This is a genomic window from Citrobacter sp. On2M (genome assembly GCF_018035235.1).
GTDB lineage: Bacteria > Pseudomonadota > Gammaproteobacteria > Enterobacterales > Enterobacteriaceae > Citrobacter > Citrobacter meridianamericanus.
The window spans coordinates 12,579-36,245 of record NZ_WPCV01000005.1 but is presented as its reverse complement, the minus strand read 5'-3'; the positions used below and the strand labels follow the sequence as shown (position 1 = coordinate 36,245).

Annotated in this window: 16 protein-coding genes; 8 read left to right on the top strand and 8 right to left on the bottom strand. The window is 53.7% G+C overall.

What is annotated here, in order from left to right; translation table 11 throughout:
• Nucleotides 1–10: 10 nt before the first annotated feature.
• The gene (locus On2M_RS18160; protein WP_210905272.1) at nt 11–11,251 is read right to left on the bottom strand and encodes a BapA/Bap/LapF family large adhesin; all 11,241 of its coding nucleotides are present in this window, start codon (nt 11,249–11,251) and stop codon (nt 11–13) included.
• A gap of 571 nt (nt 11,252–11,822) precedes the next feature.
• A complete protein-coding gene (smpB, locus tag On2M_RS18155; protein WP_003031211.1) occupies nt 11,823–12,305 on the bottom strand; it encodes an SsrA-binding protein SmpB in 483 nt (160 codons plus the stop codon).
• Between the two features lie 154 nt (nt 12,306–12,459).
• Between smpB and ratA the strand changes: the two genes are divergently transcribed.
• Entirely contained in the window at nt 12,460–12,903 is a 444-nt protein-coding gene (gene ratA / locus On2M_RS18150; protein ID WP_210905271.1) for a type II toxin-antitoxin system RatA family toxin, read from the top strand.
• Nucleotides 12,887–13,183, top strand: a complete 297-nt coding sequence (locus tag On2M_RS18145; protein ID WP_151218118.1) for an RnfH family protein — start codon at nt 12,887–12,889, stop codon at nt 13,181–13,183. The genes ratA and On2M_RS18145 overlap by 17 nt, the downstream gene beginning before the upstream one ends.
• Nucleotides 13,184–13,233: 50 nt before the next feature.
• On the opposite strand, the gene bamE is transcribed toward On2M_RS18145, so the two are convergent.
• The 3 genes from bamE to nadK all read right to left on the bottom strand — a co-directional run bounded on the left by bamE (nt 13,234) and on the right by nadK (nt 16,353).
• Entirely contained in the window at nt 13,234–13,578 is a 345-nt protein-coding gene (gene bamE, locus On2M_RS18140) for an outer membrane protein assembly factor BamE (protein ID WP_003826401.1), read from the bottom strand.
• A 149-nt stretch (nt 13,579–13,727) separates the two neighbouring features.
• On the bottom strand, nt 13,728–15,389 hold the full coding sequence (recN, locus tag On2M_RS18135) for a DNA repair protein RecN (RefSeq protein ID WP_151218117.1): 1,662 nt from the start codon (nt 15,387–15,389) through the stop codon (nt 13,728–13,730).
• 85 nt (nt 15,390–15,474) lie between these two features.
• Nucleotides 15,475–16,353: an NAD(+) kinase gene (nadK, locus tag On2M_RS18130; RefSeq protein WP_151218116.1), complete on the bottom strand. Its 879-nt coding sequence runs from the start codon at nt 16,351–16,353 to the stop codon at nt 15,475–15,477.
• Between the two features lie 121 nt (nt 16,354–16,474).
• Between nadK and grpE the strand changes: the two genes are divergently transcribed.
• Entirely contained in the window at nt 16,475–17,068 is a 594-nt protein-coding gene (gene grpE / locus On2M_RS18125) for a nucleotide exchange factor GrpE (protein ID WP_210905270.1), read from the top strand.
• A gap of 50 nt (nt 17,069–17,118) precedes the next feature.
• Here the strand turns inward: grpE and On2M_RS18120 are convergent, their stop codons facing one another.
• Nucleotides 17,119–18,408, bottom strand: coding sequence for an HlyC/CorC family transporter (locus On2M_RS18120; protein WP_187253037.1), 1,290 nt, complete (start codon nt 18,406–18,408; stop codon nt 17,119–17,121).
• 18 nt (nt 18,409–18,426) lie between these two features.
• Entirely contained in the window at nt 18,427–19,218 is a 792-nt protein-coding gene (locus tag On2M_RS18115) for an inner membrane protein YpjD (RefSeq protein ID WP_151218114.1), read from the bottom strand.
• A 165-nt stretch (nt 19,219–19,383) separates the two neighbouring features.
• Here On2M_RS18115 and ffh point away from each other — a divergent pair, with 165 nt between their 5' ends.
• From ffh to rplS, 5 genes are all read left to right on the top strand, one after another.
• A complete protein-coding gene (gene ffh, locus On2M_RS18110; RefSeq protein WP_003031226.1) occupies nt 19,384–20,745 on the top strand; it encodes a signal recognition particle protein in 1,362 nt (453 codons plus the stop codon).
• Between the two features lie 293 nt (nt 20,746–21,038).
• The gene (gene rpsP, locus On2M_RS18105) at nt 21,039–21,287 is read left to right on the top strand and encodes a 30S ribosomal protein S16 (RefSeq protein ID WP_003031228.1); all 249 of its coding nucleotides are present in this window, start codon (nt 21,039–21,041) and stop codon (nt 21,285–21,287) included.
• A gap of 18 nt (nt 21,288–21,305) precedes the next feature.
• Complete coding sequence (rimM, locus tag On2M_RS18100) at nt 21,306–21,854, top strand: ribosome maturation factor RimM (RefSeq protein WP_210905269.1); 549 nt, start codon at nt 21,306–21,308, stop codon at nt 21,852–21,854.
• A 44-nt stretch (nt 21,855–21,898) separates the two neighbouring features.
• Nucleotides 21,899–22,666: a tRNA (guanosine(37)-N1)-methyltransferase TrmD gene (gene trmD, locus On2M_RS18095; protein WP_003031232.1), complete on the top strand. Its 768-nt coding sequence runs from the start codon at nt 21,899–21,901 to the stop codon at nt 22,664–22,666.
• Nucleotides 22,667–22,705: 39 nt separating this feature from the next.
• Nucleotides 22,706–23,053 (top strand): 50S ribosomal protein L19, encoded by a 348-nt coding sequence (rplS, locus tag On2M_RS18090; RefSeq protein WP_002914145.1) that lies wholly within the window; start codon nt 22,706–22,708, stop codon nt 23,051–23,053.
• Between the two features lie 128 nt (nt 23,054–23,181).
• Here rplS and On2M_RS18085 read toward each other — a convergent pair whose 3' ends face one another.
• Nucleotides 23,182–23,664, bottom strand: coding sequence for an OmpA family protein (locus On2M_RS18085; protein WP_151218113.1), 483 nt, complete (start codon nt 23,662–23,664; stop codon nt 23,182–23,184).
• Nucleotides 23,665–23,667: the final 3 nt, after the last annotated feature.

Genomic DNA, 23,667 nt, shown 5'->3' with positions numbered 1-23,667 from the left:
TACGTTAACGTCAGGGCACAATGTGATTTTGTTGCACCAGCTCATCGAGCGTGGTGTGTACGTTCTCCAGCGTTATGAGATTGGTTGAGTGATAAGTGTTGCCCGTACCGTCGCGGTCGATGGCAATTACCGTGTTGTTACCGTTAGTGGTCACGGTGAGGTAGTTACCGAGCGTCGCGTTCTGTCCGTTCCAGCCCACCAGCAGGTCGCCGATATCGATTTTGTCGCCCTGGGCCAGCGAGAAGTTGGTCCAGGTGTCGGTAGGTCCAACGCCAACATTGCCAACGTTACCACCGGTAGCGTCGTTGGCATTAAGCAGGTGATAAATCAGCGTATCGCCGTAGACACTGCCGGTAAAACGATCGGCATCGACGGTGCTCACCACCTGCGGATTCATGTTGATTGTTAGCGTTGCGGTATCGGTATGACCATTCTGGTCGTTAAGGGTGTAGGTAAATGTCTCTTTGGTGATGATGGTGGAGAGTGAGACATCGCTGTTGAGGGCGTAGGTGTAATGACCATCAATTCCAATGGTCAGTTTGCCGTATAGCCCGTTAATGATGGCGCTGGTCGTGCTGCTCAGCGGATCCAGCGTGGCGGTGCTACCGCCCGTGCCGTTCACCGTCAGCAGGGTATGTACGCTGGCAATATGGTCTCCGTCATAAATATTGCCAGTGACGCTGTTTGCTGCGGAAGTCTCGAAGTTCTGCAGGTCGATTATCGTGCCTTTTACGCTGGGGGTGATGGTGATATTCCCCACCCCCAGAGCCCCGACGCTGCCGGTGTAGTCGAGGCGATAGTTGCCGGGGTGCAGCACTACCCCGCTCAGGGCAATATCGATATTGCCGCCAACCAGTAATCCACCATTGAATGAGCTGCCGGCAACCTTGACGTTGTTGCTGTCATACAGCGCCCAGGTGACGGTTAGCCCGCCCAGCGTCAGACCTGAAGCAACGTTAAAATGCAGTATGGCATTTTGCACCGCCGTTCCCGTCGCGACCTCAATGACGCCGGTACCATTTTGTGAGGTAGGTGAAAGGAGTTGGGCGTTCCAGCTGGCACTCCCAACGCTGCTATCGGTGAACGACCGGGAAGTATCCGCCTGCGTGGTGACTGCCATTTGACTGCTGATGTCGTTTACGGCATCCAGCGCCTGCGGGGTTGCTGTAATGTTCAGTGACGCGCTGCCGGTATCGCCATTTGGTGCCCTGACCTTATACACGAAGCTGTCCGGTGTGTTGATACCGTCTGCGCCCAGTCCGCTTTTCAGCGTGTAGGTATAGTTCCCTTTTGCATCAATAGTCAGCGTGCCGTACTCCCCATTAATCGTGGTCGTGCCCGTCCCATTCACGGTGACACCGTTCACTTCGGTGATAACGCTATTAGCCGGAGCCGAGTCGTTGGCCAGCAGATTTCCATTGGTTGCCGCACTCAGGCTGTCAACGGCGTAGGTATGATCGGCCAGAATATTCAGGGTATAGCCGGTCAGCAGCGTCAGGCCGCCGGAAGCGTTAAGCAGGAACAGATAGTCACCGCCCGGCAGGGTGATGGTGTAGTCCGTTGAGTTGCCACCCAACAGCGCCGTGACCCAATTGGGCTTCACGCGGAACTGTTCATACTGCTGAATAGATTCGTTGAAACGATAAACATAGAGATCAAAACCGCCCACCGTTACGCCAAGAACGCTGGCCTTGACGGTTAACGTGCGGGTTGCGCCATCGTCAACGTTGAACTTAATCGGGTTAGTCAGACCGTTGACCAGACTCACGTCCAGCACATTGCCGAGCCCAACGCTGGCGAGGGTGAAGCCGGTTTGTTGGGATGAGCCATGATCAACTGCGATAACCTGCGTCCCGTAAGTCAGCGCAGCCACATCGTCTGCCGCCGTTACCGTACTGGTGGTTGGGGCCTGACCCAGCGTGACCACCAGTTTTGCCGAGGAGTGATCGCTGCCATGCGTTAGCGTGTAGGTGAAGCTTTCGGAACGTCCATACACTGAGATTGACGTATTGGTCAGGGTATAGGTGTAGCTACCATTCTGGTTGATATGCAGAATGCCGTATTTCCCCTGCACATCAATGCCGCCCGCCGGGACGTTCACGACGTTGCCGTTACCGTCAGTAACGGCGGTGACCAGCGTGCCGGAAGGTGCATTATCTTGCCCGTTAGCGGGATCGGTATCCGTGATGATGTTGCCGGATTCTGTGGTACCGCCAATGATGGTCCCTGCGCTGGCTTTCACCACCGAGACATCAAGGCTGGTGTATGCCCCGGTAGCCAGCAGGTTGGTGTTGTAGCTGACCACACGGTAATCACCACCAGTCAGTCCGCCGTAATTGAGCGTAACCCCTGAGGCGCCCAGGGTGAGCAGGCTGGCAAAGTCTGGTTTACCGGTATCCACCACCGTTACCCAGGCATTCAGCGAGGTGTCAAAGCGCTGGATGACAATTTCCATGGTGCTCAGCAGCGACAGGACCACGCCGGTGGCGGCGGCATTGATCGTAATGGATCCGCTGCCGCCAGGGGCGATGCTGAAATTGACGGCTGCTGTATCGTTCCCCAGCACGTTGGCGACATTTCCCAGCGCATTAACCAACAGGAAGCCATAATCGCTTTGATGCTCGGTGCTGACGATCACATCGGTTTGTAGTGGCAGACTGGTGACATTGTCTTCAGCCAGCAGCGGCAATACCGGCGCGATAGCGCTTGTTGGTGATGAGGTATTTCCCGCTGCATCGGTTGCCGTGGCGGACAGCGACTGCCCTTCAATCTGGCGAACCGGCAGGTTGACGCTGTAAACACCGCTGCCGTTGGCGATTGCTGTCACGCTGGTGCCGCCGGGTAGAGAGATGATGACCGTGCTTCCCGCTTCGGCGACGCCGCTGACGGTACCGCCATCGGCGCTGATCAGTATCGTTGGCGCGGTCGGTGGCGTGGTATCCACAATCACGCTGAACGAACTGGACAACCCGCTTGCGCCGTTGACGTTTGTTGCCGTGGCGGTAAACGCGTGGCTGCCTTCGCTGAGTGCGCCGGATGGCGTAAAGCTCCAGAGCCCGTTACCGTCTGCGGTCGTAGTGCCCATGAGCGCGCCATTGTTGTACAGATTGATGATGGCGTTAGCCTGTGCCGTTCCGCTGAGCGTAGGCAGGGTATCATTGGTGGTTTTTCCGGCCGCGACCAGCCCCGTGATCGTGCCGACGTCATCGAACACGCTGGCAATAACCGGCGCAGGCGGTACGCCGGTAAACGGTGCGAGCACGTTACCCGCCGTGCCGATGTTGCCTGCGGCGTCCTGTGCGCTAACCAGCAGCGTTTGCCCACTGATTTGGGGTGGGTTCAGCGTGAAAGTGAAATTACCGGAGCCGTTGGCGGTTGCCGTACCGATCACCGTTCCGCCGCTGGAGGTAATAATGACCGTGCTGTTTGGTTCGGCAATGCCAGTAAGCGTGGTGCCGTTGGCGTTGACCGCCAGCCCCGTAGGGATGCCCGGGGCGACGGTATCGACCACAATCGCTGCCGCAGACGATGTACCACTGGTATTCCCCGCACTGTCCGTTGCGGTGATGGTAAACGAGTGGGTACCTTGTGCCAGTGCGGTAGCCGGGGTGTAGCTCCAGTTGCCGCTGCCGTCCGCTGTCACGCTGGTGACAAAGGTGCCATTATCATAAATATCGACCCGCGCGTTGGCCTCGGTGGTGCCGTTTAACGTTGGGCGTGCGTCGTTGGTTGGCTGATTACTGCCAATCGCCCCCGTGTTTGGTCCAACATCGTCAATAATATTGCTGATTGAAGGCTGCGCCGGTGCCGTGGTGTCGACCACCACGTTAAAGCCTGCCGTCGCACCGCTGGTGTTGCCCGCCGCATCGGTGGCGGTGACGGTGAACGTGTGCGATCCATTCGCCAGTGGTGTGGTGGGGGTGAACGACCAGCTGTTATTGCTTTGCACCAGCGCCGTGCCCAGCAGGGTGCTGCCGTCATAGATGCTGACAGTGCTGCCTGCCTCAGCGGTACCGTTTAGAGTCGGGCGTGCATCATTGGTCAGTTGTCCGTTGCTGAGCGCCGCATTGAACACGCCGCCTGCGACATCATCTACCACTGAGACCAGCAGCGGGACGGAAGGCGCAATGGTGTCGACATTAAGAGTAAACCCGCCTGATATGGGGCTCACGTTCCCGGCGGCATCGGCGGCGATAGCGGTAAACACGTGCTGACCGTTGCTCAGCGTAGCCGGCAGATATTCCCAGCTGCCGTCTATCGCCGCAGTTACTGTTGCCAGCAGCGTGCCATTATCGTAGATAGTTATCCGGGCACCGGCTTCCGCCGAACCGTTCAGTACGGGACGGGTATCATTGGTGTAAGCACCGTTCGACAGCGTTCCGGTACCTGGCAGTACGTCATCAAAAGCCTGGATAATTGTTGGCGCTAGCGGGGCCACGGTATCAACAACGATGTTAAATCCAGCGGACGTTGGGCTTACGTTTCCAGCCGCGTCGGTTGCTGTCGCTGTCAGCGTGTGATTCCCGTTGCCAAGCGCGGTTCCCGGCGTGAAGCTCCAGGCGCCCGTGCCATCTGCTGTGGTTAAACCGATAAACGCTCCGTTATCGTAAATTCTCACCGTGGCATTGGCTTCGGCCGTGCCGCTCAAGGCGGGGCGTGCGTCATCCGTTGACTGACCGTTGGTTAAGTTCCCTTGCTGCGACCCGAAATCATCGGCGGCCTGAGTAATAGCTGGTGCTGTCGGTGCCAGCGTGTCGACGGTGTAGGTAAAGCCACCTGAAGGAAGGCTGGTATTGCCTGCGCTATCTGTCGCCGTGGCGGTCAGCGTATGCAGGCCGTTACCTAACGCTGCTGAGGGTGTAAAGCTCCAGGTTCCACCCGCGCCGACGATAGTGGTGCCAATGGGTTGGCCATCGCTCAGGACAGTAATGGTCGCGCCAACTTCACCCGTACCGCTGAGCGCCGGGCGACTTTCGTTACTGATTTGCCCGTTAGAGATAGGCCCGGTTGTCGGGGCTGTGTTGTCCTGAACGGTCAGAATTATCGGTGCTGTCGGCGCAATCGAATCGACCAAAACGGTGAACGAGGCAGAAGCTCCGCTGGTGTTGCCCGCTGCATCCGTCGCGGTCACCGTAAAGATATTTTCCCCCTGCGCCAGCGCGTTTGTTGGGGTGAAGCTCCAGCTACCGGAGCCATCGGCATTTGCGGTGCCAATGATCGTTCCGTTACTACGAATGGTGACAATAGCATTAGCTTCGGTCGTGCCACTCAGTGTGGGTTGGGCATCATTGGTCAGTTGGCCGTTGGTCAACAGCGTGCTTCCCGGCTGATCGTCGATGACTGACACAATCGTTGGTACTACTGGCGGGAGTGTGTCGACCAACAGCGAGAACGGCGCTGTCGCCGGGCTAACGTTGCCAGCAGCGTCCGTGACCGTGGCGGTCAACGCGTGATTGCCTTCGCCGAGTGCCGGAGAAGGCGTAAAGCTCCAGTTGCCGCTTCCGTCGCTGGTGGTGGTGCCAATCACCGTGCCGTTATCGCGAAGAGTGACCAGGCTATTGGCTTCGGTGGTACCTGCCAGGGTTGGCGTATTATCGTTGGTTGTCTGCCCGGAAATGAGCGTGGATGTTACACCTACATCATCGGTTACCGACACAATGACCGGTGCTGAAGGCAGGCCTGTATCAACCGTTATCGGATAGGGGGCTGATGCGAGCCCCTGATTTCCGGCGGCGTCGGTGGCGCGTACGGTGAAAGTATGAGAGCCGTCATTCAGGGCGTTCTGCGGGGTAAAGCTCCAGTTTCCGCTGCTGTTAACGGTAGTGGTACCGATGGATACGCCACCGTCATAAACCGTAATGGTCGCGCCAATCTCGCCTGAACCACTCAGTGTTGGACGCACGTCGTTGGTGCTTTGTCCACTGCCGACGTTGCCCGTTACTGGGGCGACGTCATCAGTAACGGCGGTGATGCTCGGCGCAAGCGGCGCAGTGGTATCGATAGTAATGACATAGTTTGGCGACTTGCCGCTGGTGTCACTTCCCACCGTTTGCGACACAGCGTAGCTCCAGGTTGTGCCGTCTGCCAGCGCGGTGGGGAGGGTGTAGCTCCAGGCACCGGTACTCGCGTCAGCTGGGACGGTGGTCAGCAGGAGGCCGTTTTGGTAGATATTTACATCAGCTCCGGCGGTTGCCACGCCTTGTAAGGTTGGCTGCGTGTCATTGGTGGTTTTCCCGTTGCCAATATCGCCTGTTCCGGGGGCAACATCGTCGATAATTTGCAGAGTTGGCGGATGCGGAAGGCCCGAGATTGAGGCGGTAAACGGTGTTTCTCCGCTTTGGTTACCCGCTGGATCCTGGGCAATTGCGTTCAATGATTCACCCGCCGTCTGTGCCGGTGAAATTGTGACGGTGAAAGCGCCGGTAATGCTATCTGCGACGGCCTGGCCCAGCACCGTTGTACCGTTTCTGATGATGACGGTGCTGCCCGGTTCGGCTGTCCCGCTCACCAGCGTACCGCTATTATCTATGGTGTCTACAGCGGGGGCGCCCGGCGCTTGCGTATCGGTTGTTATAACGATCGGGTTGGCCGCCGGGAGGCTATTACCTGCTGTATCCTGCGCGCCAAAGGTCAGCGTGTGTTGCACGTTGGCCGAGAGTGGGACGTCCACGCTCCACTTACCATCGGCTCCCACCGTTGTGATGATCAGCGGGATGGGATTGCCATTATCATAGATTAGGATCGTACTACCCGGCGTTCCGGTACCGCTGACGGTCGGTGAGAGATCGTCCGTCACGCTGCCACTGCCGAGTGTACCGGTAATCACGCCGACGTTATCCTCGATATCTGTCACCAGCGGGGCGGTAAGCGGCGTCGAATTCACCGTAAACGAGATACTATTTGATGCATTGCTGGGGTTGCCAGCGGCATCGGTGGCAACCGCCGTCAGCGTGTAGGTGCCATTGGGCAGCGCCGTCGTCGGTGTGATGCTCCACAAACCATTCACTACGGTGGTGGTGCCGATAACCGTCGTGCCGTTATACAGCGTAATGATCGAGCCGCTTTCGCCGGTTCCGCGCACAGTTGGTGTGCTGTCATCGGTGGTACCGTTTTCCGGGATATCTCCCTGAATTGCACCTGCGTCGTCATTTGCGGCAAGGATTGTGGGCGTTGCGGGAGGGGTAATATCAATGTTCAGGGTAACAGGAGTCGAAGCCTGGCTGACGTTGCCCGCTGGATCGGTTGCGGTAACGGTAACCTGATAAGTGTCCGGATTAATAGGTGTGGTTGGTGTAAAGCTCCAGGTGCCATCTGCGCCAACTTTTGTGGTGCCCAGCGGCGTGGCACTACCGTCGAGATACACCGAGATCACATCACCAGCCGTGCCGGTGCCGCTAAAGGTAGGCGTGGTGTCGTTGGTATTGCCATTCGTGACTACGCCTGTTATCGGAGCCGCATCGTCAGTAATGATGGGGGCACCAGGCTGAGCGGGAGGCGTGTTGTCTACCGTCAGAGTGAAACTAGCCGATGGGATCCCCGTATTACCTGCAGCGTCAGTTGCCGTGGCGGTAAATTTGTGTGGACCCTCTATGAGTACGGGGTCCGGGGTAAATGTCCAGGTGCCATTTGGCTGAACGGTGGCGATACCAATACTGGCGTTATTGTCAAAAATAGTAATGGTTGCGCCCGGCTCACCCGTACCGGAGAGGGCCGGTGCGGTACTTTTCGTACTACCTCCGTTCGCCAGAGCAACGGTGGTGTTGCCCACGATTCCTTCACCGACGGTAATCACCGGAGCCGCTGGTGGGGTGGTATCAATGGTTAACGTAAAGCTTCCCGGCGCGCTGGCATTACCTGCGGCATCCGTCGCCACGGCTGTCAGAGTGTGTGGCCCTTCGCTTAGCGGTTGAGTCAACTGGATGCTCCAGTTACCTCCAGGCGGCACTACCACGCTGCCAACAGGCGTCGTACCGTCATAGAGCGTGACGGTTGAACCTGCAACCCCCGTACCGTTCAGTTTTGGCAGAGTATCGTCCGTACTCTTGTTGGTGGGCAGATCGCTTTGGATGCTACCGACATCATCCGTCATACTGACAATGACAGGTGCGGCGGGCGCTTGCGTATCCACCGTAACAGACACCACGATTGGTGAGGTGGTGACGTTACCTGCCATGTCCGTGGCCGATACCGTGAAATTATGCACCCGATCAGTGAGTGGAGCGCTATCCGGCACCGTATAGCGCCATGTGCCGGAACTGGTGACCAGGACAGTATTTAGCAAAACGCCATTATCAAACAAACTGACCAACGAACCGGGTTCACCGGTACCTGAAATCGTCGGCGTGTTGTCATTGGTGATGCCGCCATTGTTGGCGACATTGCCGGTTATCGTCCCGACATCGTCGTTCACCAATGTAATGGCGGGTGCTGTCGGCGCGATGCTATCGACAATGATTTTCCAGCTTGCCGCGCTGCTGGTGTTATTCGCTGCGTCTGTGGCGGTCACCGTGAAAATGTGAGCGCCCTCGCTCAGCGCCGAGGTAGGCGTATAGTTCCAGTTACCGTTGATATCAGCGGTAATGGTTGTTAGCAGGGTGCCGTTATCGTAAATTTTGACCTGAGAACCCGCTTCGGCGGTGCCTTCCAGTTTAGGCTTGCTATCGTTGGTGACGTCGCCGTTATTGAGAGGGCCCTGGTACATGGGCTGGTCATCCGTCACGGCGGTAATGATCGGGGTGTCGGGGGCGGTGATATCCGGCGCCAACGCGGAAGTCGGCAGACTCTCGTTATTGCTGCTGTCCGTTGCGGTGACGTTTACCGTTTCGCCGTTCTTTTGCGACGGTGTTATAGACACGGCGAAGTTGCCGCCGCTGTCAGCCTGGCCTACGCCAATCTGGTTACCGTTGCTGTCTTTGACGGTGACGGTGCTCCCCGCTTCAGCATGTCCACTCACAGAACTGCCGTCTCCTGAGACGGTGACGCCAGTTGGCGCATCAGGCGCTGTGGTATCCGGTGCGGTAACTGGGCTGTTGGCGCTGGTATTACCTGCCGCGTCCGTCGCGTTGGCGACGAGATGTTCTCCATTGGTCTGTGGTGGAACCAGCGTGGCGGTGAAACTCCCACCTGAGCCTGCGATTGCTGTTCCAATAATCGCGCCGCCGGGAGCCAGGATATGCACCGTACTGTTGGGTTCTGCGGTGCCGGTCACCTGATCGCCAGTGGGATTAATCACCAGATTAGCAGGCGGCTGCGGGGCCGTGATGTCTGGCGCGAGCGCCGTTTCCGATGGGCTTAGGTTTCCTGCCGGGTCGGTAGCGACAGCGGTAATGGTTTCGCCATTGGTCTGCGGCGGGTTAATAGTGATAGAAAATGAGCCATCGGGTCCGGCGACACCGCTGCCGATAGGATTATTGCCAGCGTCGGTGATAACCACGGTATTGCCGGGCTCGGTGGTTCCGGTGACGACAGTGCCATCAGCGGATACACTCAGATCATCCGGTGGCAACGGTGGTTGTGTGTCAATGTTGATAGTGAATGCTGCCGACATTCCTCCGGTTCCTGATGCGTTCGTTGCATCGACGGTAAAGGCGTGAGGACCATCAGGCAGGTTGGTTGGCGAAGCCCAGTTCCAGTTTCCGTTAGCATCAGCAGTAACGCTCGCCAGCAGGCTGCCATTGTTATAAATGTTTACCGTGCTGTTGGCGTCTGCGATACCTGAGAGCGTGGGCGTCGGGTCATTGGTGGCCTGATTGTTGCTCAATGGCCCGGTTGAGGGGGCGACGTCATCCATAACGCTGACGATAATGGGTACGCCCGGGTAGCCTGAATTGGTGGCATTGAAGGACGTATTTGGCCCGATATTACCTGCCTGATCATGGATCTTCGCGATCAGCGCTTCTCCGTGCGTCTGTGACGGTGAAATCGCGATGGAGAAATTGCCGGTTTGGTCGACCGTTGTAGAACCTAAAACCTGATTATTACTGCCGATGATAATGACCAGGCTTCCAGCTTCCGCGCTACCGGTTACCGTTGTACCTTCCGGATTAACGGAAGAAATGATCGCGGCTGCAGGCGGAGTCGTATCAACGGTAAATGTTGGCACGGTTGTTTCCGCGCTCACGTTACCTGCGGCATCTGTTTGCGTCAGCGTCAGGTTGTGAACACCGTCGCTGAGCGGCGTGTCCGGTGTAAACGTCCAGAAACCATTGTCATCCACCTGGACCATGCCAATCAGAATGCCGTTATCAGAAATACAGATGTAAGAACCAGCTTCGCCAGTGCCAGTGAGCGTCGGTGTGGCATCGTCGGTTACGCCATTATTGGCGATAAGACCGGTGATAGAACCAAAATCATCAGCGACTTCTGTCGCTACAGGGGCGTCGGGGGCAAGCGTATCAACAGTAATTTCCCAACTGTCCGACATTCCACTGCTGCCCGTACTGTCTGAGGCGCGGACGGTAAACTGGTGGGTACCGTCCGCGAGCGGAGATGATGGCGTAAACGACCAGTTGCCGTTGGCATCGATAGTGACCTTGCCTATTTCGACACCGTTATCAAAAATATGTAAGGTGGCATTAGCGGGGCCGGTGCCCTGGAGAGTAGGCGTATTATCGTTGGTAGATTCTTGTTGATTGACAGGACCTGTAATCAGCTCCTGATTATCGATTACGCTGGTAATAACGGGCACGCCTGGTATGTTAGGTGTTGTCGTTGGCGGAGTGCCGCCATCGCCGTTACCATCACCATCACCATTGCCATTGCCATTGCCGTTGCCGTTGCCGTTGCTGTTGCCACTATTACCGTTTCCGGCATTGTTATCACTCCCACCGCTGCCACCACCGCCTCCTGCAGCAAGGCCTATTCCACCAGCAACCGCGATCCCACCAAGAACCCAGGGCCAGACAGCTCCACCTTCATGACCACCTTCGGCTGCCATCAGCGGAGTGAGATCGTCTAAATGCTGGAAGTGGAAAGCGCCATCGGTATCCTGGACCCACCACAGCGCGCCATTGCTGTCTTCCAGAACAAGCTGGTTTTGCGCATCACCTTTTCCGACGTAGAAGTTTTTAATGGTGATGGTTTCACCTGAACGGAGTGTGACAACCAGATCCTGATTAACGCGTGCCAGTTGGCTTACTTCCTCACGCGACACCGACAGTTTCACTATAGAAGGTGAACTGAGCGTAACTTCAGAGGTTTCAACATTTGTGGAAACGCCAGTTAATTTTGATACAACGGCGAGTAGACGCATATGTTCACTCCTGATGGCATGCCGGGAGTATTAATCCGCAACAGCGCTGGGAAAATGAGCAGACAGGGGCCCGGTTCATCATAAAAATGAATTTACACATGTAATTACATTGATTAGGTCAAGCAGATGTTATTTTATTGACGTATTGCGTTTGGGCCCTTTTGGCTGAATAGTTCTTTCGTATTAGATGATATAGTCAGAAAGAAACTATTCTGCAACTTATCCATTTTAAAAAACTATTTAGTCATTTGAAAAGGATTCTTTCCAGTATGATTTTAACGGAGGTTTACTTGTTAACCTGTTGTATTAATTGTCTTTATTTGGATTTTATATAATATAATAAACGCCAGTAATAATAGTGTTATTCAATAAAATAAAATACGAATTTATGATCTTGAACTTTTATATTATTAGACTATAGACAGCTACCATAATGATAGAGGGGTTATTTCATCTTTGGACGATTCAGCATAAATATACTATAAGTTGGGTGAATGTATTGGGCGGGGTTCAATAACTAAAAAATAAGAACCAGCCTCAAGTTGAGAGACTGGTTGCAGTGGAGTGGCGTTTAGCGGCCAGCATTTTTCATAATACGCGCTTTATCTAACTGCCATTCGCGTTCTTTGACATCAGAGCGTTTGTCGTGCTGTTTCTTACCTTTTGCAACGCCAATTTTCACTTTGCACCAGGCATTTTTCCAGTACAGCGAAAGCGCAACAACGGTATAACCATCACGATTCATTCGACCATACAAGGAGTCGAGCTCGCGCTGGTTTAACAACAACTTACGGGTGCGGGTGGGATCGCATACTACGTGCGTTGAGGCCACCGCCATCGGCGTGAAGTTGGCGCCAAACAGGAACGCTTCGCCGTCTTTAAGAATGACATAGCTGTCGCCGATGTTAGCTTTACCCGCGCGCAGGGATTTGACTTCCCAACCCTGCAAGGCGAGGCCTGCTTCGAACTCTTCTTCAATAAAGTATTCGTGTCGTGCGCGCTTGTTAAGCGCGATTGTGGCTGAGCCAGGTTTGTGTGCTTTTTTCTTCGTCATAATGCCGCTCAGTATAGGTAATCTGGAATCGAAAAACACCCCATTTCATCCAGCGGGGCGCAAGGCGCTATCTTAGCACGAGTTAGGCTATAGCGTTTTTTTTAGCAGGGGATAAATGGTATTATTTGCGTGATTGATATTGATGGAAATTGTTATGCCTCAGATTAGCCGGACCGCTTTAGTACCTTACAGTGCGGAACAGATGTATCAGCTAGTGAATGATGTTAAATCCTATCCCCAGTTTTTACCGGGTTGCACCGGTAGCCGCGTGCTGGAGTCGACTCCAGGACAAATGACGGCCGCTGTGGATGTCTCGAAAGCAGGGATCAGCAAAACGTTCACCACGCGCAATCAACTGACCAGTAATCAGAGCATCCTGATGCATCTGGTCGATGGACCGTTCAAGAAACTGATTGGCGGCTGGAAGTTTACGCCACTAAGCCATGAAGCGTGTCGTATCGAGTTTCATCTCGATTTTGAGTTCACCAATAAGTTAATCGAGCTGGCGTTTGGCCGCATCTTTAAAGAGCTGGCTTCTAACATGGTGCAGGCCTTCACGCTTCGCGCGAAAGAGGTTTACAGTGTCAGCGTCGGCTAAAATTGTTGTTGAAGTAGCGTACGCGCTGCCCGAGAAACAGTATTTACAGCGCGTCACGCTGCAGCAGGGTGCAACGGTGGAAGAGGCTATTCGTGCTTCCGGGCTGCTGGAATTACGTACCGATATCGATCTCAGTAAAAATAAAGTGGGCGTCTACAGCCGTCCGGTTAAGCTAGCCGATGTTCTTCATGACGGCGATCGGGTGGAAATTTATCGGCCATTGATTGCTGATCCAAAAGAACTGCGCAGGCAGCGAGCAGAAAAATCCGCTAAAAAATAACAGACAATAAAAAAGGTGCTCATTGAGCACCTTTTTTTGATCTCTCAAACCTACTTGTTGTCGGTCAGAGCGGGTTTGTTATCAATGTTGGTCAATACGCCGCTGCTGTTAAAGGTCAGCGTCAGCGTTTGCTGTGTTACACCTTCATGCCCAGGCTGCTGACGGAACACATAAAACCAGGTGTTAGTACCAAAAGGATCGGACATCATTGGTGTACCCAGAGCATAAGCAACTTGCTGTTGCGTCATACCTGTACGCACTTTGGCGACATCGGTAGGTGTCAGATAATTTCCCTGGTTGATGTCAGGGCGGTAAACCACTCGCTCCAGAGTGGAACAGCCTGCAGTCAACATCAGTAGTACTGCTGCAGCAGCAGTCAGCGTTTTACAGCGCATAGTGATTTGATTCCTTTTCGGGCCCGAGCAGTACGCGGCTCATATGTAATATGCCGATGATAATAGACCTTTCACCACTTTAAAACCTTTTGCTGTCGGGTCGGTCGGCGATTTTATGTTGAACTCAGACCTTCACAAGGTAAAAAAGTTTATGCCGCCAGCAGTTCTTTTGCATTTGCGAGGGTATTGCGCGTCACTTCGCTCCCGCCAAGCAGGCGGGCTAATTCCTGCAGACGAGCGCGTTTATCAAGCGGCTGCATGTGTGTTTCGGTCATTGCGCCGTCAGTTTCTTTGCTGACATAGAAATGTTGATGACCGCAGCCAGCAACCTGCGGCAGGTGAGTCACACACATAACCTGGGTTGACTCACCTAGCTGACGCAGCATTTTACCCACCACAGCAGCAGTCGGGCCGCTAATACCGACATCCACCTCATCGAAAATCAGGGCAGGGGTTTCCATTTTACGTGCGGTGATGACCTGAATAGCCAGCGCAATGCGAGACAGCTCGCCGCCAGAAGCGACTTTCGCAATGGGCTGTAACGGCTGACCGGGGTTAGTGGTAACTTTAAATTCCACGCGATCGGCACCGTCTGCGCTCAGATGGTGTTCCTCAAATTTCACATCAATACAAAAGACACCGTGCGGCATCGAGAGAGCATGCATGCTCTCTGTAATAAGTTGTCCCAGTTCCTGAGCATAATGTTGACGCTGCTGATGCAGCATTTTTGCCGTTTCCAGCGCCTGCTGGTGATGATTGTTCACCGCCAGGGTTAATGTTTCGAGTGAGTCTGCCTGATCGTCCAGTTGTTGTTGCTCATCCAGCAATGACTGGTAGAACAGTGGCAGTGCTTCAGGGGCAACATGATGCTTACGCGCCAACGAGATTTGTCTGGAAATACGTTGCTCCAGTTCGAACAAGCGGTTAGGGTCTAAATCCAGACGATCGCAATAGTGGCGAAGCTCGTCGCTGGCTTCACTGAGCTGGATGGTCGCCTCTTCCAGCATGTCCAGAATACCGGAGAGCTTACCGTCCATTCCTGCCAGTTCACTAACCAGCTGTTTTACCGTATACAGCTGACTTTGCAGATTAACGTCTTCGCCGTCTGCCATGATAGCCAGTGCCTGTTGGCTGGACGTGAGCAATTGCCCACTGTTAGCCAGACGTTTGTACTCTTCATCAATTTGCTCAAATTCGCCCGGCTGCGGGCTAAATTCGTTCAGTTCCTTTAACTGATACTGTAACAGCTCCGCCCGAGCCGCGCGTTCCTGGCTTTGTTGCTGATGATGGGCGAGGTCGCGACAGCTCTGGTGCCACAGCTGGTAGCGCGCGGCCATTTCCTGAGTCAGGGACACTTCATTGGCATAACCATCAAGCAGGGATTTTTGGTGTTCAGATTTCGTCAGGAGTTGGTGCGCGTGCTGGCCGTGGATTTGAATAAGCAGTTGTCCCAGCTCACGCAGTTGCGACAGGGGAACGGCGGTGCCGTTGATAAAGCCTCGGGAGCGGCCATCGTTGCTGATTACGCGACGCAGCAAACACTCACGACCCTCCTCAAGCTGGTTTTCTTCCAGCCAGCGCAGGGCCGCGGGGGTGTCTTTTAAGGCAAAACGGGCGCACAGGTCGGCTCGGGTGGCGCCTGTACGCACCATGTCGGCATCGGCCCTGCCGCCCAGGCACAAACCGAGGGCATCAATGGCAATGGACTTACCCGCACCAGTCTCGCCGGTAATGACGGTCATTCCGCTCTGAAAATCGATCTCAAGTTCACGAACGATAGCAAAATTGCTGATGGTCAGTTGTGCCAACATAGCTGTTTTCCTGTATGAAAAACCATAACTGTAATTACATACAGTATAAACTGGTTTTTTATACAGTAAAGAGGTTGGCGTTAAATTAGAATAATTTTTTTGACCAGCCTAACTTAGTGCTTAATGTATTGAAATAGCTGTAATCTTTGGGGTGTATCAGGTTCAGATGATAATCACAGCGGCGAATCAATACGTCTTCACCTTCCTGGATAGGCAGGGCGATCTGGCTGTCACAGCTGATCTCCAAATCGTTCCGGCGATGTGAAAAGCGCAGGCGAATCGTGCTGCTACTGTTGATCACCAGCGGTCGCGCAGAAAGCGTATGCGGGAACATCGGTACCAGCGTAATAGCATCTAAAGAAGGCGTCAGAATTGGGCCTCCGGCAGAGAGCGAATAGGCGGTAGAGCCGGTAGGGGTGGAGATAATTAGCCCGTCAGAACGCTGAGAGAAGGCAAAGATTTCATCAATGTAGACTTCAAATTCAATCATGTGCGCCACTTTTCCGGGGTGCAGCACAACTTCATTGATGGCCGTGCTAATGCGCTTTTGGCAATCTTGCTGGCACACCTGGGCTTCGAGTAGAAAGCGCTTTTCGCTGATGTAGTGGCCTTCCAGCACGTCAGCTAACTGCTGCTGGGCATTGTCAGGGTCTAGATCGGTCAGGAAACCGAGGTTGCCGCGGTTAATCCCGATAACCTTGATGTCATAACGTGCCAGAGTGCGTGCCGCACCCAACATATTGCCATCGCCGCCAACGACCACGGCGAGGTCTGCCTGATGGCCAATCTCTGCGAGCGTACCGGTTTTCACATTTTTCAACTGCAGCTCGTGGGCGATTTGTTGCTCGACGATAACCTCATAACCTTTGGCGCAAAGCCAGCGGTAGAGCATTTCATGTGTGGTCAGTGCAGTGGGGTGACGTGGATGCCCCACAATGCCAATACACTTGAAATGTTTGTTCATTTTCTCGAGGTCCTTGTAACGAAGATTAGTGACAATGTGAGTACTTCCCTTGAAACCCAGAATCTTATCCCCATAATAATCCAGGTTAGCGAGATGAATGCGAAAAAACGCGGAGAAATTCATGAGTAGTAAAGAACAGAAAACGCCTGAGGGGCAAGCCCCGGAAGAAATTATCATGGATCAGCACGAAGAAGTTGAGGCGGTTGAATCAAACGCTTCTGCTGAGCAGGTGGATCCGCGCGATGAAAAAATTGCGAATCTGGAAGCTCAGCTTGCTGAAGCCGAAACTCGCGAGCGCGACAGCGTGTTGCGTATCAAAGCGGAAATGGAAAACCTGCGTCGTCGTACCGAACTGGACGTAGAAAAAGCGCATAAATTTGCGCTGGAAAAATTCGTCAACGAACTGCTGCCGGTGCTGGATAGCCTGGACCGCGCGCTGGAAGTGGCGGACAAAGATAATGACGCGATGGCGGCGATGGTTGAAGGTATTGAGCTGACCCGTAAGTCAATGCTGGATGTTGTGGCGAAGTTTGGCGTACAGGTGGTGGCGGATATTGATGTGCCGATGGACCCGAACGTGCACCAGGCCATTGCAATGGTAGAGTCTGACGACGTTGCCGCCGGTAATGTGCTGATGGTTATGCAGAAAGGTTATACCCTGAACGGACGTACCATTCGCGCCGCGATGGTCTCTGTGGCGAAAGCCAAAGGCTAATCAGCTTTCAGGTCGGGTAATGCTCACGCGCTACCCGGCCTGAATTACGCTCACTGATCCGACACGCTTTCCCGTAGCGGTTTGACCGGCAAGACCTGCACCTGCTTAATCATATTGTCCTGGACGTCGAGAATATCGATATCATACTGCCCAATACGCACACGCGTACCGGCAACCGGGATCTCTTCCAGTGCTTCAAGAATAATACCATTCACGGTCCGGGCGTCATCTTCCGGCAGGTGCCAGTTAAACGCCTTATTGATTTCACGAACGTTGGCGCTGCCGTCAATGATCACTGAGCCATCATTTTGCGGCGTTACTTCTTCGGCAAGCGTGGGTGACATTGAGGTGGTGAAGTCGCCGACAATCTCTTCCAGTATATCCTCAACCGTGACCAGTCCCTGAATATCGCCATATTCATTAACGACCAGACCCACTTTCTTTTTATTTCGCTGAAACTTAATGAGCTGGGTGCTAAGCGGTGTACCTTCCGGGACGTAATAGATTTCGTCGGCGGCGCGTAACATGGTCTCTTTGGTGAACTCTTTTTTTTCTGCCATTAATCGCCAGGCCTCACGCACGCGCAGCATACTGATAGCATCGTCCAGCGAGTCTCGGTACAGCACAATGCGGCCGTGCGGAGAGTGCGAAAGCTGACGTACGATAGACTTCCAGTCATCGTTAATATCAATACCGATGATTTCGTTACGCGGGATCATGATGTCATCGACGCTGACTTTTTCCAGATCCAGCACGGACAGCAGCATATCCTGGTTACGGCGTGAAATTTGCGAGCGCGATTCATTCACCAGCGTTCGCAGTTCATCTTTGCTCAACGAACCGCTCACCACGATATCCGTTTTGATGCCCATCATGCGCATTAGCAGCCGCGTGATGGTATTGAGTAGCCAGACCAACGGCATCATCAGAATCTGCAGTGGGGCCAGCAGGACGCTGCTTGGATAGGCGACTTTTTCCGGATAAAGCGCGGCAATGGTCTTTGGCAGTACTTCGGCAAATATCAGCACTACAAACGTCAATACCCCGGTGGCAATGGCGACGCCCGCATCGCCATACAGGCGCATACCGACAATGGTACCGAGCGCGGAGGCCAGAATATTCACCAGGTTATTCCCGATGAGTACCAGACTTATCAGACGGTCCGGCTTGCGCAGTAACTTTTCAACGCGTTTCGCCTGACGATTTCCCTGCTTGGCCCGATGACGTAGACGGTAGCGATTCAGGGTCATCATTCCGGTTTCAGAACCGGAAAAATAGGCGGATATGACCACCATGATGAGAAGCGTGACAATGAGTGTGGTGGTGGAGATGTGTTCCACGTAGGGTTCCTTAAAGATTTAACTCACGAACTGCTGCAGGATACGGCTGCCGAAATAGGCCAGCGTCAGAATGCCTGCGCCTGCGACGTTAAACCATACGACGCGACGTCCGCGCCAGCCTTCATGGTAATGCCCCCACAACAGAACGATATAGACAAACCATGCCACGATAGAGAGGACGGCTTTATCAATGTTCTCCGTGCTGAACAGGTTGTGCATGTAAAACAGGCCGGTGCACAGGGTGAGTGTCAGCAGAACCACGCCAATTTGGGTGATATGAAACATTTTCCGCTCAATACTCATCAGCGGCGGCATCTCATTGCTGAAAGCCAGTTTTTTGTTTTTCAGCTGGTAGTCAATCCACGCAAGCTGTAGCGCATAGAGTGCGGCGATAATCAGCGTGGCGTAAGCGAAAAGCGAAAGCCCGATATGGATCATCATGCCCGGCGTAGCTTCGAGATGGGTGATGAACTCGTTAGGCATAAACGTGGCGAAGGCCAGGTTTATCAGCGCAAAGGCGTAGACAATGGGCAGCAATAGCCAGCCGCGATTGCGCGACGCGACGATGGTCATCACGGTACAGATCATCAGACTCACCAGCGAGCCAACGTTCAGCAGACTCAGGTTTTGTCCGCTTTCACCGCCGGGTAGAATACGTGCTTCCAGAGCGACAGCATGGCACACCAGCGCGACGACCGCAGAGAGAATAGCCATACGCCGCCAGCCGCTGTTTTTTTGCAGCAGAGCGGGAATAATCAGCGCAAGGCTGACTGAGTAGGCGACAAGGGCGAGCAGAGCAAAAACGGGCATATAGGTGTCGACAGTTGGCCAGTGATAAAGAAAAGCAGTATAGCGTTACGTGACCGCTGCTCCAACCGTTGCATAACAACAAAGGCGGCTTCATGTTATACTGCGACAAATTTCTGTTGATGTGTCGCTGTCGCGACCGACCGTTTCCACCCCAGGCGAGAGACAATGTTTGATAATTTAACCGATCGTTTGTCGCGCACGCTGCGCAATATCAGTGGCCGTGGACGCCTTACTGAAGACAACGTTAAAGAAACGCTGCGCGAAGTGCGCATGGCGCTGCTGGAGGCTGACGTAGCGCTGCCGGTAGTGCGTGAGTTTATCAATCGCGTAAAAGAGAAAGCGGTTGGTCATGAAGTTAACAAAAGCCTGACGCCGGGTCAGGAGTTCGTCAAGATTGTCCGTAACGAACTGGTTGCGGCAATGGGCGAAGAAAACCAGACCCTGAATCTGGCTGCACAGCCGCCAGCCGTTGTGCTGATGGCGGGCCTGCAGGGTGCGGGTAAAACCACCAGCGTCGGTAAGCTGGGTAAGTTCCTGCGTGAGAAGCACAAGAAGAAAGTGCTGGTGGTTTCCGCAGACGTGTATCGCCCGGCGGCGATCAAACAGCTGGAAACGCTGGCCGAGCAGGTCGGTGTGGACTTCTTCCCGTCGGATGTCGGCCAGAAGCCGGTTGATATCGTTAACGCCGCGCTGAAAGAAGCCAAACTCAAATTCTACGACGTGCTGCTGGTGGATACCGCCGGTCGTTTGCACGTTGATGAAGCGATGATGGACGAAATCAAACAGGTTCACGCTTCTATCAAGCCGGTAGAAACGCTGTTTGTGGTCGATGCCATGACCGGTCAGGATGCTGCAAATACCGCCAAAGCCTTTAACGAAGCGCTGCCGTTAACCGGTGTGGTGCTGACTAAAGTTGATGGTGATGCTCGTGGCGGTGCCGCGCTCTCTATTCGCCACATCACCGGCAAGCCGATTAAATTCCTCGGCGTCGGGGAGAAAACTGAAGCACTGGAGCCGTTCCACCCGGACAGGATTGCTTCGCGTATTCTCGGCATGGGCGACGTGCTGTCGCTTATCGAAGATATCGAAAGCAAAGTTGATCGCGCGCAGGCCGAGAAATTAGCCAGCAAGCTGAAAAAAGGCGATGGCTTCGATCTCAACGATTTCCTTGAGCAGCTCAACCAGATGAAAAACATGGGCGGTATGGCAAGTCTGATGGGCAAGCTACCGGGCATGGGTCAGATCCCTGACAACGTGAAATCGCAAATGGACGATAAAGTGCTGGTGCGTATGGAAGCCATCATCAACTCGATGACGATGAAAGAACGCGCTAAGCCAGAAATCATCAAAGGTTCCCGTAAACGCCGTATTGCTGCTGGTTGCGGTATGCAGGTACAGGACGTAAACCGCCTTCTGAAACAGTTCGACGACATGCAGCGCATGATGAAGAAAATGAAGAAGGGCGGTATGGCTAAGATGATGCGTGGTATGAAGGGGATGATGCCGCCCGGCTTCCCCGGTAGATAAATATATCGGGCTACCTTATTTGCCATTTTGACACCGGAGTGTGCTCGACAAAACAATGTAGTGTTTTGAACGCCCTTTAGGGCGGCCCGAAGGGCGAGCGGAGCGAGTAAATGCTCACGTACTGCGTGTACGCTCCGGAGGCTGACGGCACTGCCGACGGCCTTTTATAGCAGAGTTATCAACTGCTGATTGCATTTTCCCCAGAAATCAGTAAAATTTTCGGGCTTTTAATATGACACCCGGGCTCCGTTCCTCGATGGGGCCTGGGTGTTTTATTCACACAAGAGGATGTTATGGTTACTATTCGTTTAGCTCGTCACGGCGCTAAAAAGCGTCCGTTCTACCAGGTTGTTGTTACCGACAGCCGTAATGCACGCAACGGTCGCTTCATCGAGCGCGTTGGCTTCTTTAACCCAATCGCTAGCGAAAAAGAAGAAGGCACTCGCCTGGATCTGGATCGCATCGCTCACTGGGTTGGCCAGGGCGCGACTATTTCTGATCGCGTAGCTACGCTGATCAAAGCAGCAAACAAAGCAGCTTAATCTGTCACGGTGGTCATGATGAGCAAGCAACTCGCCGCACAGGCTCCTGTGGAACCCATTGTTTTGGGGAAAATGGGGTCTTCTTACGGTATCCGTGGTTGGCTCAGAGTGTTTTCTTCCACTGAAGACGCCGAAAGCATTTTTGACTATCAGCCCTGGTTTATCCAGAAGGCGGGTCAGTGGCAGCAAGTACAGCTGGAAAGCTGGAAGCACCACAATCAGGCTCTGATCATCAAGCTGAAAGGCGTTGACGATCGTGATTCGGCGAATCTACTGACTAATTGCGAAATTGTCGTGGATTCCTCGCAGTTGCCAGCGCTGGAAGATGGTTCTTACTACTGGAAAGACCTTATGGGCTGCCAGGTAGTGACCACTGAAGGCTACGATCTCGGTAAAGTCGTCGATATGATGGAAACCGGTTCGAATGACGTCATCGTCATCAAGGCAAACCTGAAAGATGCGTTTGGTATCAAGGAACGTCTTGTGCCGTTCCTCGATGGGCAGGTTATCAAGAAAGTCGATCTCGCTACTCGAACTATCGAAGTAGATTGGGATCCTGGTTTTTAAACCACCGGATAAACGGTAAAAGTCGGCGTTATGGGGATTGGCTTGTGTTTATAGGTATCGTTAGCCTGTTTCCAGAAATGTTCCGCGCAATTACCGATTACGGGGTAACTGGCCGGGCAGTAAAAAATGGCCTGCTAAACATCCAGAGCTGGAGTCCTCGTGACTTTACTCATGACCGGCACCGTACCGTGGACGATCGTCCTTACGGCGGCGGACCGGGGATGTTAATGATGGTGCAACCCTTACGGGACGCCATTCATGCAGCGAAAGCTGCGGCTGGTGAAGGCGCAAAGGTGATTTATCTCTCACCTCAGGGACGCAAGCTTGATCAAGCGGGCGTTAGCGAACTGGCCACGAATCAAAAGCTGATTCTGGTGTGTGGTCGCTATGAAGGAATAGATGAGCGCGTGATTCAAACCGAAATTGACGAAGAATGGTCAATCGGCGATTACGTCCTCAGCGGTGGTGAGTTACCAGCAATGACGCTGATAGACTCCGTTTCCCGGTTTATTCCGGGGGTTCTGGGTCATGAGGCTTCAGCAATCGAAGATTCGTTTGCTGATGGATTGCTGGATTGCCCACACTATACCCGACCTGAAGTGTTAGAGCAGATGGAAGTACCGGCAGTGTTACTGTCAGGAAACCATGCTGAGATACGTCGCTGGCGTTTGAAGCAGTCGCTGGGCCGGACCTGGCTTAGAAGACCTGAACTTCTGGAAAACCTGGCTCTGACTGAAGAGCAAGCAAGGTTGCTGGCGGAGTTCAAAAAGGAACACGCGCAACAGCAACATAAACATGATGGGCAGGCGTAAGCCCCCAATATCAGTTTACCCAGGATAAGAGATTAAATTATGAGCAACATTATTAAGCAACTTGAACAAGAACAGATGAAGCAGGACGTACCTTCCTTCCGTCCGGGTGATACCGTGGAAGTGAAAGTATGGGTTGTTGAAGGTTCCAAAAAACGTCTGCAGGCATTCGAGGGCGTGGTTATCGCTATTCGTAACCGCGGTCTGCACTCTGCATTCACTGTTCGTAAAATTTCCAACGGCGAAGGCGTTGAGCGTGTCTTCCAGACTCACTCTCCGGTAGTTGACAGCATTGCTGTTAAACGTCGTGGTGCTGTTCGTAAAGCTAAACTGTACTACCTGCGTGAGCGCACTGGTAAGTCTGCTCGTATCAAAGAGCGTCTTAACTAAGATTCGCGCAAGCGACATCCTGTTAGAAAAGGGCTGGCCGAAAGGCTGGCCCTTTTTTTATTCCGACCTTTATTCATTTGTTTTTTGTTATTAGATGACTGCGCGGCGCGCAGTCAGTTGAATATTCATTACGGCGTCGAGATCACGACTGCAACGCGACGGTTTTCAGCACGACCTTTTGACGTCTGGTTGCTTGCGATCGGGTATTTCTTCCCAAGCCCCTGAGTTGTCAGGTTGGCGCGGGGAATGTTGGCGCCCTGTGCCCAGGCATCGGCAACCACATTCGCGCGTTTGAGCGACAGAGCTTCGTTGTAACTGTCTTCGCCGTAGTTATCGGTATGACCGTCCAGGCGCGCATGGTTAAGCCCGGTAGCAGCCAGTTTGGAAGCCATTTCCTGGATCTGTTTTTCGCTTTCGGGGCGGAGCTTGTAGTCGTTTTTATCAAACAGGATGTTGTCAGACAGGCCAAGAGACCAGTCTCCGGAAGCTTCAGTAAATCCGTACGATTTCATGGCTGCAATTTGCTCTGGGGTAAATTTTCCCTGAGGAGCCTGACAGCCTGCCACAACCAGTAAAAGCAAAAGAAATGGGGATAATAAGCGTTTTAGCATGTG

Bases quoted from the DNA above. Each gene is read 5' to 3' on its own strand.
- rpsP (WP_003031228.1), top strand. From the start codon at position 21,039: ATGGTTACTATTCGTTTAGCTCGTCACGGCGCTAAAAAGCGTCCGTTC.
- smpB (WP_003031211.1), bottom strand. From the start codon at position 12,305: ATGACGAAGAAAAAAGCACACAAACCTGGCTCAGCCACAATCGCGCTT.
- nadK (WP_151218116.1), bottom strand. From the start codon at position 16,353: ATGAACAAACATTTCAAGTGTATTGGCATTGTGGGGCATCCACGTCAC.
- ffh (WP_003031226.1), top strand. From the start codon at position 19,384: ATGTTTGATAATTTAACCGATCGTTTGTCGCGCACGCTGCGCAATATC.
- rimM (WP_210905269.1), top strand. From the start codon at position 21,306: ATGAGCAAGCAACTCGCCGCACAGGCTCCTGTGGAACCCATTGTTTTG.
- rplS (WP_002914145.1), top strand. From the start codon at position 22,706: ATGAGCAACATTATTAAGCAACTTGAACAAGAACAGATGAAGCAGGAC.
- bamE (WP_003826401.1), bottom strand. From the start codon at position 13,578: ATGCGCTGTAAAACGCTGACTGCTGCTGCAGCAGTACTACTGATGTTG.
- recN (WP_151218117.1), bottom strand. From the start codon at position 15,389: ATGTTGGCACAACTGACCATCAGCAATTTTGCTATCGTTCGTGAACTT.
- On2M_RS18115 (WP_151218114.1), bottom strand. From the start codon at position 19,218: ATGCCCGTTTTTGCTCTGCTCGCCCTTGTCGCCTACTCAGTCAGCCTT.
- On2M_RS18160 (WP_210905272.1), bottom strand. From the start codon at position 11,251: ATGCGTCTACTCGCCGTTGTATCAAAATTAACTGGCGTTTCCACAAAT.
- grpE (WP_210905270.1), top strand. From the start codon at position 16,475: ATGAGTAGTAAAGAACAGAAAACGCCTGAGGGGCAAGCCCCGGAAGAA.
- ratA (WP_210905271.1), top strand. From the start codon at position 12,460: ATGCCTCAGATTAGCCGGACCGCTTTAGTACCTTACAGTGCGGAACAG.
- On2M_RS18085 (WP_151218113.1), bottom strand. From the start codon at position 23,664: ATGCTAAAACGCTTATTATCCCCATTTCTTTTGCTTTTACTGGTTGTG.